Here is a 13,094-nt window from a genome sequence, read left to right as displayed (position 1 = left end):
CCACCTCGTTGACAGACATTCGGAGTAAAGACGCTAGTGTAACGCATGGTCGCCTCTTGGGTCCGGGGGTAGAATGGTGGGTTTTCGCGACTCATTGGGCTGGAGAGATCTTCCGTGACACACGACGACGCCAATCCGCTACCTGACGCGCTGCGCATGACGTCGCCCGCCCCCCTGGTCGATATCGGTGCGAACCTGACGCACGAAAGCTTCGCCAAGGACCTCGACGCCGTGCTCGAGCGCGCTCGGGTGGCCGAGGTAGCGACGCTGATTCTCACCGGCACCGACCTGGTGCACAGTGAGCAGGCCGCCGCCCTGGCGCATCGCCACGACGGCCTCTACGCCACGGCAGGGCTGCATCCGCATATGGCCAGCCACTGGGATGCCCCGCTGGGGAGCGCCATGCGAGCGCTGCACGCCGACGCCAAGGTCGTCGCCGTGGGCGAATGCGGGCTGGATTTCAATCGCAACTTTTCCACCCCCACCGAGCAGGAACGCGCCTTCGAGGCCCAGCTCGGCCTGGCCGTCGAAAGCGGCCTGCCACTGTTCCTGCATGAGCGTGACGCCGGCCCACGGATGCGCGACATTCTGCGTCACTGGCGTGACGATATCGGCAACGCCGTCGTGCATTGTTTCACTGCCGACCGCGAGACCCTGCATGGCTACCTGGATCTCGATCTGCATATCGGCCTGACCGGCTGGTTGTGCGATGAGCGACGCGGCCATCATCTGCGCGAACTCGTCGGTGACATTCCCGCCACGCGGCTGATGGTCGAAACCGACTGTCCGTACTTGTTGCCGCGCAACCTGCCGGCCAAGCTCAAGGGACGCCGACACGAACCCGCGCTGCTACCCTGGATCGTCCGCGAAATAGCGCACTGGCGCGGCGAGAGCGAGGCCTCGCTGGCGGCTTCCACCACCGCTACGGCGCGCCGATTCTTCCAACTCGACGAGGAGCACTGACATGGACTTTCCTGGTTTCATCACCATCGAAACCGGCGACGAGGACGCGCTTCCCGTCGCCATTTCCTGGGCCCTGCCCGATGGCCAGATCAAGCATGCGCTGATCCAGCCTGACGACGACTGGCTCGACGAAGACCTCCTGAAACTCGGCGATTACAGCCTGGAAGAGCTGCGCAGCCTGGGCATTAGCCCCCTGGATGTATTGCGCGAGCTGGAGGCCGATCACTTCAACGTGACGCTCTATACGGCGGGGGTAGGCGACGACGAGGCCGCGCTATCGCGCCTGTTCGAGGACTTCGCGGTAACGCCCTTCGTCGAACTGGCGCCGGCGGAAACGCTCTACCCCGACCTCGGTCCAGGAGAATGGACGCGTGCCCGGGGGGAACTGTTCGGCGATCTCGGACTCGAGCCCATGCGCGCCGATCATGAAGTGCAGGTCATGTTGTATCTGCACCAGCGCCTGCGCGGCGAGGAGTAACGCGAACCACTCGCCGCATCACGAGGGGCCGGCCATGCCCCTCGGTCAGGTTGGTTGCAGGCTTTCCCGCCCTACATCGATCGCCGCCTCGCGCGATAACCCGCGACGGTAGAAGGCATGCAGTGCCTCGCGAAACGCCGCCGCCCGGCGAGGCAGGCCGGTCTCGCGATAACGGGCCGCGCGTGCGGCAACCCGCTCGGCGAAGGCGTCCCGATCGACCTCGGGGCCACCCAGGTTATCGACACTGACGTTAAAGCGTCGATTGCAAGCCTCGCTGAACAGCAATTCGAGCGCCTGAGGGGCGACCTCGACGCTTTCGAACTCACGTTGACGCTCGGCATCGCGACCATCGGGCTCGTACCAGTAGCCGTAGTCCTCCAACTGACGACGACGCTCCCCGGCGATGCACCAGTGGCTGACCTCATGCAGGGCACTGGCGAAGAAGCCATGCGCGAAAATGATCCGATGCAGGGCATGCTCATCGCTGGCGGGACAGTACAGGGGTTCGTCATCGCCGCTGACCAGACATGTTCGATATGGCCCGGCAAACACGCCGTCGAACACGGCGATGACATCGTCGATACGGTGAATCACGCGGCCTCCTTCAAAAGCGGGAAAATATTATAGGCACTCCGCCGCACGATGAAAGGCATTCACGACGTACGCTTGCTAAAATGCCGCTTTTGCCTGTCAGGGAGGACCGGTTTGAGCGCCTTCAAGGCCTTATACGTCCATAGCCTGCGTGAGTCGCGCCTCTTGATGCGCCTGGCGCTGCCTATCTGCGGCGCGCAACTGGCGCAGTCGGGAATGAGTGCGGTCGACATCATCATGGCAGGGCGCGCCAGCGCGACCGACCTGGCCGCCGTCTCGGTCGGCTCCAGCCTGTGGCTGCCGTTGATGCTCTTCATGACCGGCGCCCTCATGGGACTCACCCCCATCGTGGCACAGCTTTTGGGCGGCCAGCGCCAGGCGACGATTCGTCCTTACGTCCATCAGGCGCTATGGGTCGCCCTGCTGCTGGGCACCCTATCGGCGTTGCTCCTGTGGTTCGGCGTCGGCCCGGTTTTCCGACTCATGGAGGTCCCCGAGCATGTGGCCGAACTCTCCACCGGGTATCTCACCGCCGTGGCGTTCGGCATGCCGGGGATCGGTCTTTATCAGGCCTTGCGCGCCTTTTCCGACGGCATGAATCATACCCGCCCCGCCTTGTGGATCAGCCTCCTCGGGCTAGGCATCAACATTCCCTTCAACTATGCACTGATCTACGGTGGTCCCGGCATCGTCTCGCTGCTGGGCGATATCACCCCCGGCTGGATCGCCGGCTTGCCTGCTCTAGGCGCCGTGGGCTGCGGTATCGCCACGGCGGTGTCCATGTGGGTGATGTGCCTGGCGATGATGATCTATACGCATCGTGCCCGAGCCTACGGTAGCGTCACCTTGTGGCACTCGCCGGTTCCCCCTCGTCGGCGCGACATAGTCGAGCTGTTGCATGTCGGCGTGCCTATCGGTGTGGCGATCTTCGTCGAGGTCACGCTGTTCACCCTGATTGCCTTGTTTGTGGCACGCTTGGGGGAAATCGTCGTTTCCGCCCACCAGATTGCGCTCAATTACACCTCGATCCTGTTCATGCTGCCATTGTCGCTGAGCATGGCGCTCACCGTGAGGGTGGGTAATACGCTGGGGCGCGGTGACATGCACGAGGCACGCTTCGTGGCCTGGAACGGCATTGTCGTGTGCTTGCTGGTGGCCCTGCTCAACGATGCCATCCTATGGGCAACGGCGTCGCCCATCCTCGCTTTGTATACGTCGAACACGGAAGTGCATGCCCTGGCCATGTCGCTGGTCACGCTGGCCATGCTCTATCAGATCTCCGACTCGCTCCAGGCCAACTTGGCCGGTGCATTGCGCGGCTACAAGGACACCCGGATCATCATGCTGATCACGGTCTTGTCATACTGGTTGGTCGGGCTGGCGGGCGGCCACTTGCTGGGGCGTGGCTGGGAAGGCCACTTCGCGCCCTTCGGCATCCATGGCTATTGGCTGGGCCTGTGCGCCGGACTGACGGTGGCTGCCGTGTTGCTGGGCTGGCGTCTGCATCACCGAGTTCAGCGCAGTTTGCACGACAATGCTTAACTTTCCACGCCACCCTATGCTAATAGTAAGTTGAGGTCTTGGCCTATTACTGCCGCGCAAGGAGGTTGCCATGGGTATCGTTTCGTCCCCACGCACCGCTCAGGTCATCGACCTGGACACCATGAGGCAGCGACGTCAGGCACAGCGCCGCATTCTGCGCTTGTCGCCTGAACTGGATGGCCTTGAAATGCTCTATCACCTGACCTCGGATCCGGACACGCTGTATGCCATGCCGCTGCTGGCTTGGGGACTTCGTGAAAGCGGCGAGGTAGTCGGTCTGGTGCCCTGGATGGAATCGCTGTCCCCCTGCCATGAAGTGGACAGCCCCGAGCATGGGCATTTTTTCGGCTATCGTGATCCCGAGACGGAAGACATCTTCCACTCCCCGCCCGAGCACAAGGTCCATGAGCTGGAACATGCCGCTGCGTATTTCGAGTATGAGGAGACGTCGACACCGACCTTGATCCAACAGTTGCCCGATACCCAGGGCACGCATGCGTTGTGCCTCGTCAGCGAGGGTGACAGCTGGCAACTCAAGCAGGTATTTGGCTGGCGCCTGTATAACGACGGGAGGGTGGAATCGCTCCTCGTCGACGAGGAGCGTATCGAGCAGACGCCGGTCTTGGCCGGGGATGACTGCCTCTATCCCGGTCATAGCCGTCATGCGACGGTGTATTATTTCCAGCGTCACATCGCCAATCAGATCAAGCAGCAGGATCCCACCACATTGGAAGCCCTTGCCGCAATGACGACGCCCTCATCGTAAGGGCGTCATGCGAGACGAATGACGTAGCGGTAATGATCGCCGTCCTGGGCCTGCGAGACCAGTTCATGGCCCAGGAACGTGCAGAACTTGGGAATGTCGCGTGTGGTGGCCGGGTCCGTGGCGATCACTTCTAGATGTTGACCAGCCTGCATGTCCCGTACCTGGTTGTGCATCATCATGATCGGCTCGGGACAATACAACCCGGAGGTATCCAGCACGGCATCCGGCGTGGTGGAGAGAGCAGTATCGGGATCGGACATAAGGGGCGTTACCTCAGAGGGATTCACTGACTGATGATGCGCCATTGCCACGGCCATCTCAATCGAGCAGGCACACATGCACGGTGACTTCCTCACGGTCATGATACAGATGCCGGCAGCGTATCCGCGCACGGATCCCCGCTTGGTCGAGCGACGTTGCCAATCGTTCGAGACAGCGCGAGACCTCCTCCCAACGCTTTTTCATCGGCAACTTCAGGTTGAAGATCGCTTCGTGGCACCACGGCGCCACGAGCCAGCGTTCGACCATGTCGATGACACGCATGGGCTTGTCGACGATATCGCATACCAACCAGTCGAGTCGCATCGGCGGCTGCCAGACGAAACCGTCCTCGCGCAGATGTTCGACCTGGCCGCTGGCCATGAGCGCGTCATCCATGGGGCCGTTATCGATGGCGTAGACGTACATGCCCTTGCGCACGAGTTGGTACGTCCAACCGCCCGGCGCAGCCCCCAGGTCGGCGGCCTGCATGCTGTCATTGAGCCGCGTCGGCCACGCTTCGCGCGGCACGAAGACATGCCAGGCTTCTTCGAGCTTGAGCGTCGAGCGACTCGGCGCTTCACGCGGCAACTTGAGACGCCATATGCCGCCCGGATGTTCGGCACGGTTGCCGGGGAAACTCACCGCCACCTGCACCCGGTCACCTGCCGTCCAGAACAGATGCAGACGCCGCCCGCCTGCCTTGCGACGCAGCGCGCCACGCTTTTTGAGCGTGTTTTCCAGCGGCCTGCGCAGCGCCTTCATCAAACCGGCCAGCGCTTTCTCTTCGTTGGTATCCGGCGTTTCCTGCCAGACCGCCTCAAACGACCAACCGCTGGCAACGACCAGCTCGACGATCGCCGTCAAGCGATCGTCGCGTGGCAGGTTTTCCAAAGGGGGGAACGCCACCAGCGATTGACGTGCAAACACCAGGGCCTCGAGCGGCAAGGCGCGATGCACCTCGTTGGCCGGCATGGCGGCATCGAGCACGAAACGTACATGACCACTGCTCGGTGCCGCGACAGGATATCCCACCTGCCCCACATGGGCGGTCTTGTCCAGGACCTCGGCACTCAGGTCCTTTTCGAAACCGGGACGACAGTAGAGCAGCCATTCGTGCGGACATACGGCCATGTTGGACTCCAGAAACAGCGAGCGCGCAGTCTAACGAGCGCTTATCGTCCAAGGCAAGCACGCAACGCGTCTCCGCGTGCCACGGACGCTATGCCACGCGCCGCTGGTTGGTCGTCTCGAACAGCACGGCACGGCTCATGTCGACACGCAAGGCAACGCGCTCGCCGGCTGCTACCTGACTCTTGGGTCCCAGACGCATGGTCACCTCGGTGCCGCTCAGCGTGGCCTGGAGCAGGATATCCGCGCCGGTGGGTTCGACCACCGTCGCCATCACGTCGAGCCGAGTCCCATCGAATGACGTCTCCATGCGCGTTTCGTCTTCGACGAAGTGCTCGGGACGCACACCGAGAATTAGCCGCTCACCAACCCACTCATGCAATGCTTGTGCTTCACGCGCTGGCGGCCATGGGAGTTCCAACGGCGCTCCCGTAGGATCCTGCTCGTCGAGGACGCGCAGCACGTAGCCGTCATCACGGCTGACCAGCGTCACGGGAATGAAGTTCATCGATGGCGAGCCCATGAACCCCGCCACGAACATGTCCACGGGATCATTGTAGACCTCGTCGGGCGTGCCCAACTGCAGGATCTCGCCGTCGCGCATCACCGCGATCCGGTCCGCCAATGTCATGGCTTCGATCTGGTCATGCGTCACATAGACGATGGTGGTTCCCAAGCGCTGATGCAGCTTCTTGATTTCGGTGCGCATCTCCACGCGCAGCTTGGCATCCAGGTTCGAAAGCGGCTCGTCGAACAAGTAGATCTGGGGCTCACGCGCCAGAGCCCGCCCCATGGCGACACGCTGCCGCTGCCCGCCCGAGAGTTGCGACGGTTTGCGGTCGAGCAGCGGCGTGATCTGCAGCAAATCGGCCACGCGCGCGACCGCCTCCTCGCGCTGGGCCTTGGGCATCTTGCGCATTTCCAGACCGAAAGCGATGTTCTGGCGCACATTCATGCTCGGATACAAGGCATAGGACTGAAACACCATGGCAATGTCACGCTCGGCGGGCGTGCGCCAGGTGACGTCTTCACCGCCGATCTGGATGTCGCCGGAGGTGACCGGCTCCAACCCTGCGATGGCATTCATCAGTGTCGACTTGCCACAGCCCGAAGGGCCGACCAGGATCAGGAACTCGCCAGACTCTATCGCCAACGAAATGTCCTTGAGTACCTGGGTGTTACCAAACGTCTTGTCGACGTGAAGGATGTTCAATGCGGACATAATGACCTCTGCAATCAGCCCTTGACGGAACCCGCGGTCAGCCCGCGCACGAAATATTTGCCAGCCACGACATACACCACCAGCGTCGGCAACGCGGCGATCAGTGCTCCGGCCATGTCGACGTTATACTCCTTGACCCCGGTGGAGGTATTGACCAGGTTGTTCAGCGCCACCGTCACCGGCTGTGAACCGAATCCGGCAAAGGCAACCCCAAACAGGAAGTCGTTCCAGATCTGGGTAAATTGCCAAATCACCGATACCGTGATGATGGGGCCCGAGATCGGCAACAGAATGCGCCAGAAGATACGGAAAAACCCCGCGCCATCGAGCTTGGCCGCAGCGATCATCTCGTCGGGGATCGACACGTAATAATTGCGAAAGAACAACGTGGTAAAGGCGATGCCGTAGACCACGTGCACCAGCACCAGCCCGCTCGTCGAACTCGCCAGGCCCAGCCAGCCCAGCGTCTGGGCCATCGGCATCAACACCACCTGAAAGGGAATGAAGCAGCCGAACAACAACAGCGCGAAGCATAGGTTGGCGCCACGAAAGCGCCACTTGGTCAACGCGTAACCGTTGAGCGCCCCCATCAGCGTAGAGATCGCCACGGCCGGCACCACGATGCTCACCGAGTTCATGAAATAGCCCGACAGGCCCTCGCAGCGTGTCCCGGTACAGGCGCTGCCCCACGCCTTGAGCCAGGCCGCGAACGTCAGCGAATCCGGTAACGATAATAGTCCCCCGGCGCGGATTTCCTCGAGCGGCTTGAGCGAGGTCAGCAGCATCACAACCAGTGGCAGCAGATAGACCAGCGCCATCACCATCAGCAATGCATAGAGACCTGCGCGCAGCATGCGGGCGCCCGGCGTACGGCGCCGAATGACGTTATCCATGCTTGTTTCCTCGCAGTTCGGAATACAGGTAGGGCACCAGGATCGCCAGCACGCCGCATAGCATCATGATCGCGCTGGCCGACCCCAGGCCGATCTCCCCGCGGGTGAAGGTATAGGTGTACATGAAGGTCGCCGGTAGATCGGTGGCGTAGCCTGGCCCACCGCCGGTCAATGCCATCACCAGGTCGAAGCTCTTGATGGCGATATGCGCGAGGATCATCACGGCGCTGAATACCACGGGACGTAGACACGGAATCACGATCCGCCAGTAGACCTTGGGCAGGCTCGCGCCATCCAGCGCCGCCGCCTTGAACAGGTTGTCGTCGATGCTGCGCAAGCCGGCCAGAAACAGCGCCATGACGAACCCCGAGGCCTGCCATACCGCAGCCATCACCAGCGCATAAATGGCCATGTCAGGGTTGACCAGCCAATCGAAGGTGAAATCCTCGAAGCCCCAGCTGCGCACCAGTGACTCGACACCCAGCCCGGGGTTGAGGATCCAGCGCCAGACCACCCCGGTGACGATCAGCGACAAGGCCATGGGATAGAGATAGATCGTGCGCAGTGCGCCCTCCTGGCGTATACGCTGATCGAGCAGGATCGCCAGCATCAGCCCGAGGAACAGGCAGAGAATGATGAACAGTCCACCGAACACGACCAGGTTCGTGGCCGCAACGTTCCAGCGCTCATTGGCAAACAGACGGGCGTACTGCGCGAAACCGATGAAATCGTATTGCGGCAGCATGCCCGAGTCGGTCAACGAGAGAACGAACGTCCACAACATGTAGCCATAGACGAAAAACAGTGCCACGGCGAGTGACGGCGCGATCACCAGGCGCGGCAACATCCGCTCCAGGCTACCGGACAGCGAATGCCGGGCCGCCTTCGCACGCGAGCGCGGCAGAGGAGAATCGGTTTGCGACATCAGAGTGTCCTTGCGTGAGACGTGAGAAACCGCCGCTCGCGATCCCGAGCGGCGGCCACAACCTTCTTTAACTGGCCGCGCGGACCGCGCTGGCCAAGCGCTTGGCGGCAGTTTCTGCGCTCATCTCCGGATCGTTGAAGAAATTGGTAATCACGTCGAACACGGCTCCCTGGACACTTGCCGAGACCGCCATGCCGTGCGCCAGGCTGGGTACCAGACCATTGCCTTCGCTGGCTGCATCGAAGGCCTTGCGCGATGCCTTGGCACACTTGTCGAAGCTATCCAGCGGCACGTCGAGGCGCACCGGAATCGAGCCCTTGGCCTTGTTGAAGGTGGTCTGGAAATCCTTGGACAGGATCAGGCTGGCCAGGTCCTGCTGGGCCTGTTGCTTACCCTCATCGTCGATCTTGAACATGGCAAAACTGTCGACGTTGTAGGAGAACATGTGCTCGGTCATCGGCGCTGCTTCACACAAGTAATCTTCACCTGCGGTCAGTCCAGCAGCCGTGAATTCGCCCTTGGCCCAATCACCCATGATCTGCATGGCCGCTTTGCCATTGATGACCATCGAGGTCGCGATGTTCCAGTCACGACCGGCGATGTTGTCATCCATGGTGCTGCGCAGCTTCTTGAAGGTCTTCAGCGACTCGATCATGGTGTCGCTGGTCAACGCCTCGGGATCGAGTTCGACGAACGCCTTGCGATAGAAATCACCGCCGCCGATTCCCATCATCACGACCTCGAAGACGGTAGCGTCTTGCCACGGTTGACCACCGTGCGCCAGAGGAATGAAGCCGGCTTCGCGTATCTTTTTGGCGTCGGCGAAGAACTCGTCCCAAGTCTTGGGAACGTCGTCGATGCCGGCTTTCTCGAGAACGTCAGGGTTGGCCCATAGCCAGTTAATGCGATGAATATTGACCGGTACGGCGGCGTAGTGACCATCGACCTTGTTATAGGCGGCGAGCTGTGGCGTCAGGAAAGAGTCCCAGTTTTCTTCCTTGGCAATCTTGTCGATGTTGCCTAGAAACCCCATGTCCCCCCATTCCTGAATGAGCGGCCCCTTGATTTGAGCCACCGCGGGCGGGTTGCCGGAAATCGCACGCGACTTGAGCACCGTCATGGCGCTGTCGCCACCCCCGCCGGCCACGGCGAAGTCTTTCCATGTATGCCCTTTCGCTTCCAGCTTCTGCTTGAGCATGTTGGCCGCCTTGGCCTCTCCACCGGATGTCCACCAGTGCAGCACCTCGATCTCGGCGGCGTGCGCCTGTCCTACGGCAGCAGCCAGCAGAGCACCTGCGGCAAGCGCATGGATCGTTTTCATGGCGTAACTCCTTATGCTTGTTATTGCGACATGCGTCGCTCAATCGCGAGGTAACACCTCACGTCTTACCAATATCGGGAACGACCCGTGCACTGACAGAACAAAGAAGGGCGAGCCCCGCGAAGGTTGGAAATGCCCGGCACTGGTCAGACTCGAAGGAAGCGCACCCACCGTCGTCGTTATCATTATGGCTTCGGCCTTTTGCTGACGGCCACGAGCCAGTGGTTCCTATGCTCCCGATCCTTGGACTTGATCGTAGCGTATGCCTTCCCCGCGTTGGGTTACCGAGTCTTACAAAGTCTTGGCGACATATTGCAGCTCAGTAATATTTTACTCACCGACATGGCGACCGGCGGCACTGAGCGACTCAATGCCCCAGGGACAGGCTTAACTGAACGTTCAGTCCTCCTCGGCTGGCCTCACCCAAATGGATGTCCCCACCGTGGGCGCGTACGATATGCCGGGCGATGGCAAGTCCCAGCCCGCTACCTCCCGTGTGGCGACTCCGAGACGGTTCGAGCCGCACGAAAGGCTCGAAGACACGTTCACGCTGGTCGTGAGGAATACCCGGCCCATCATCGCTAATGTCGATGACGATGTATTCACTATCCCGGTGCAGTGTGATATCCACGTGTTGTGCATAGAACATGGCATTCTCGATGAGGTTGGCCAGGCAGCGCTTGAGGGCGAGGGGTTTAGCCGACAACCAGCCGGCACGTCCTTCAAGATGCATCGACGCCGCTTCGTGCACGCAACGTTCCTCGATGATGCCCTTTACCAGGGCGTCCACGTCGATCGCGATGGCCGTCTCATGAAGGTCTAGCCCTTTCACCGACGCCAAGGCGCCCTTCACCAACTGATCCATCTCATCCAGAGAGCGTACGAATGCCTCGCGTTGCTGGGGAGAATCAAGCATCTCGGCACGCAGGCGTAAGCGTGTGATGGGCGTTTTCAGGTCGTGTGAAATGGCGGAGAACAAGCGTTCGCGTTCCTCGACCTGATGGCGAATCCGTTCGCTCATGCGATTGAACGCCATCGCGGTATCGCGTAACTCACGCGGCCCACGCTCGGCAATCGGGGGCGATTCGAGATCATCCCCAAGGCGTCTTGCCGCTCTCGCCAAGACGGACAACGGGCGTGTCGACCAACGTATTCCCCATAACGACAATGCAATGACCGTCAACAATACGACAATGGAGACGAACAAGCGGTCACCGGATAACCAGGCGGCATCTTCCAGAGATTCCGCCATGGGAAGCGAGGTAGCAACGAACAACCAATTCCCGCCTTTGAGAGGCATTTGTACGACGAGGATCGGTGTCGATAACGGCCTGATCGCAAGACTGCGATGCGCCCAATGCGCGGGGAGGTCGGCCAGAGGCACTTCATTATTGAACACCCGCAAGTCACTGGGTCGTGAAAACCCGATGTGCATCTCACGCTGCCCGAGCTCTTGCTCGAGCCCGTTACGCAAGTTGTCGGCCACCATGTTGCGCATCCTACCGCCACTGGTATGCGGTAAAGCGATGCGGTGATCGTTGACGCTGACGAAGAAGCGGGTTCCGCCCATATCACGCAATTGATCGAGCACGATATGTCGGTATTCATAAGGCAGGGAACTGAAATAACGGACGGTAGCCGCCAAACTGTCAGCCAAGTGGCGCGACAGGGAATCGAGCCTGACCAGCCGATCACGATTCTCCTGCCAGCTCCAGATACCATAACTGGCAACCTGCGCGCCTAACACGCCCAGCAACATGATCAAGACGAAACGCCCCCGGAGGGTACGCGGACGCCACCATCGCCTCACATCCCCGATTCCACAGGGGTGGCCAAGACATAGCCCGCGCCACGCACGGTACGGATCAATTGCGAATGTTGGGCGTCTTCCCCCAGGCGCTGGCGCAAGCGGCAGACGTGCACATCGATGGAGCGATCCAGAGGCGGCGCACGACGCCCGCGGCTCAGATCGAAGAGGCGCTCACGAGACAGAACCTGCTCAGGGTGCTCGAGAAACACACCGAGCAGTTGGTAATCCGCACCCGACAAGGAGCTTCGGTTACCCTCATCATCGATCAACTCGCGCGTAATTCTATCCAGCGACCAGCGGCCGAACCTTACTACACGGGATGCCGCCGCCGGTAACGGTTTGGCCCGACGCAATATCGCCTTGATACGCGCCAATAGCTCACGCGGGTTGAATGGCTTGGCAAGATAATCGTCGGCGCCCAGCTCGAGCCCGAGAATACGATCAGTCTCGTCCACACTCGCGGTCAGCATGATGATCGGCAAGTTGCTGTGGCGACGTAGATCGCGACAAAGCGACAAACCATCTTCTCCCGGCATCATGATGTCGAGTATCAGCAAATCAGGATCTTCATCGCGTATCAAAGCGGGCAAGGCATCGCCACCTTCACCCGCGACCACCTTGAAACCATGACGCTCGAGGTAAACGGTCAATAGCTCACGAATTTCAGCGTCATCATCGATGACGGCCACTGTCGTGTGATTCATCGTCATAAAGGGAGACGCTCCCTGCCGCTGCTCCTCAATTCGACGGAAGGCACTGCGGGTATTGTTGGTTATCGTCGCTATTCTTTATCGAATGATGCGTTGGCCGTCCCCGGGCATCAAGAGAATCATGGCACGACGCGACCAAAGTGGGAGGAATATAACGAACATGCGGCCGCCTGTTCGACGCTCTCCGCAATGAATACCATCGTGACGTCGTAGGTTTTCATGAATGCCGGCACAAACACGCCTTTCACGACCGCCTGCGGCAGCTATCCGTGTTTTGAACGAGGCTCTAAACGAGAGCCCCCCCGCTGGCCTGTGCCAACGAGGGTTTCCGGGATAAATGCCTGACGAGAGCCAGTGGGAGGCCCCTAAACGAATGAACCCCGGCCAAATGGCCGGGGTTCGGAAGAAATGCCTGACGATGTCCCGGGCGGCGTTCCGCTACTCTCGCATGGGGGTGAGACCGCCCGGCCCTTCGTGGCACCGC

The 13,094-nt window shown here is 60.8% G+C and carries 13 protein-coding genes; 4 read left to right on the top strand and 9 right to left on the bottom strand.

Annotated features, from left to right (window positions below; genetic code table 11):
- Window positions 1–156: 156 nt before the first annotated feature.
- Window positions 157–963: a TatD family hydrolase gene (locus tag C8E00_RS16095; RefSeq protein ID WP_133698559.1), complete on the top strand. Its 807-nt coding sequence runs from the start codon at window positions 157–159 to the stop codon at window positions 961–963.
- Window position 964: 1 nt separating this feature from the next.
- Window positions 965–1,441 (top strand): hypothetical protein, encoded by a 477-nt coding sequence (locus tag C8E00_RS16090; protein WP_133698538.1) that lies wholly within the window; start codon window positions 965–967, stop codon window positions 1,439–1,441.
- A 45-nt stretch (window positions 1,442–1,486) separates the two neighbouring features.
- On the opposite strand, the gene C8E00_RS16085 is transcribed toward C8E00_RS16090, so the two are convergent.
- The gene (locus C8E00_RS16085; protein ID WP_133698537.1) at window positions 1,487–2,035 is read right to left on the bottom strand and encodes an elongation factor P hydroxylase; all 549 of its coding nucleotides are present in this window, start codon (window positions 2,033–2,035) and stop codon (window positions 1,487–1,489) included.
- Window positions 2,036–2,200: 165 nt separating this feature from the next.
- Here C8E00_RS16085 and C8E00_RS16080 point away from each other — a divergent pair, with 165 nt between their 5' ends.
- Together C8E00_RS16080 and C8E00_RS16075 are read left to right on the top strand one after the other, a co-directional pair.
- Window positions 2,201–3,574 (top strand): MATE family efflux transporter, encoded by a 1,374-nt coding sequence (locus C8E00_RS16080; RefSeq protein WP_243833214.1) that lies wholly within the window; start codon window positions 2,201–2,203, stop codon window positions 3,572–3,574.
- A 70-nt stretch (window positions 3,575–3,644) separates the two neighbouring features.
- Window positions 3,645–4,340, top strand: coding sequence for a hypothetical protein (locus tag C8E00_RS16075; protein WP_133698535.1), 696 nt, complete (start codon window positions 3,645–3,647; stop codon window positions 4,338–4,340).
- 5 nt (window positions 4,341–4,345) lie between these two features.
- Here C8E00_RS16075 and tusA read toward each other — a convergent pair whose 3' ends face one another.
- From tusA to C8E00_RS16035, 8 genes are all read right to left on the bottom strand, one after another.
- Window positions 4,346–4,600, bottom strand: a complete 255-nt coding sequence (gene tusA / locus C8E00_RS16070) for a sulfurtransferase TusA (protein WP_133698534.1) — start codon at window positions 4,598–4,600, stop codon at window positions 4,346–4,348.
- A 58-nt stretch (window positions 4,601–4,658) separates the two neighbouring features.
- Window positions 4,659–5,732, bottom strand: coding sequence for a 23S rRNA (cytidine(2498)-2'-O)-methyltransferase RlmM (gene rlmM, locus C8E00_RS16065; RefSeq protein ID WP_133698533.1), 1,074 nt, complete (start codon window positions 5,730–5,732; stop codon window positions 4,659–4,661).
- An 88-nt stretch (window positions 5,733–5,820) separates the two neighbouring features.
- Window positions 5,821–6,951: an ABC transporter ATP-binding protein gene (locus C8E00_RS16060; protein ID WP_133698532.1), complete on the bottom strand. Its 1,131-nt coding sequence runs from the start codon at window positions 6,949–6,951 to the stop codon at window positions 5,821–5,823.
- 14 nt (window positions 6,952–6,965) lie between these two features.
- The gene (locus C8E00_RS16055) at window positions 6,966–7,844 is read right to left on the bottom strand and encodes a carbohydrate ABC transporter permease (protein ID WP_133698531.1); all 879 of its coding nucleotides are present in this window, start codon (window positions 7,842–7,844) and stop codon (window positions 6,966–6,968) included.
- Window positions 7,837–8,769 carry a carbohydrate ABC transporter permease gene (locus C8E00_RS16050; RefSeq protein ID WP_133698530.1) on the bottom strand — a complete coding sequence of 311 codons (933 nt, stop codon included), beginning with the start codon at window positions 8,767–8,769 and terminating at the stop codon, window positions 7,837–7,839. The genes C8E00_RS16055 and C8E00_RS16050 overlap by 8 nt, the downstream gene beginning before the upstream one ends.
- 67 nt (window positions 8,770–8,836) lie before the next feature.
- Window positions 8,837–10,090, bottom strand: coding sequence for an ABC transporter substrate-binding protein (locus C8E00_RS16045; RefSeq protein ID WP_133698529.1), 1,254 nt, complete (start codon window positions 10,088–10,090; stop codon window positions 8,837–8,839).
- A gap of 367 nt (window positions 10,091–10,457) precedes the next feature.
- Window positions 10,458–11,849, bottom strand: coding sequence for an ATP-binding protein (locus C8E00_RS16040; protein WP_243833213.1), 1,392 nt, complete (start codon window positions 11,847–11,849; stop codon window positions 10,458–10,460).
- Window positions 11,850–11,896: 47 nt separating this feature from the next.
- Window positions 11,897–12,610, bottom strand: coding sequence for a response regulator (locus C8E00_RS16035; protein WP_133698527.1), 714 nt, complete (start codon window positions 12,608–12,610; stop codon window positions 11,897–11,899).
- Window positions 12,611–13,094: the final 484 nt, after the last annotated feature.

The organism is Chromohalobacter marismortui (assembly GCF_004364315.1).
GTDB lineage: Bacteria > Pseudomonadota > Gammaproteobacteria > Pseudomonadales > Halomonadaceae > Chromohalobacter > Chromohalobacter marismortui.
The sequence above is the reverse complement of the archived record's forward strand: the minus strand, read 5'-3'. Positions and strand labels throughout refer to the sequence as shown.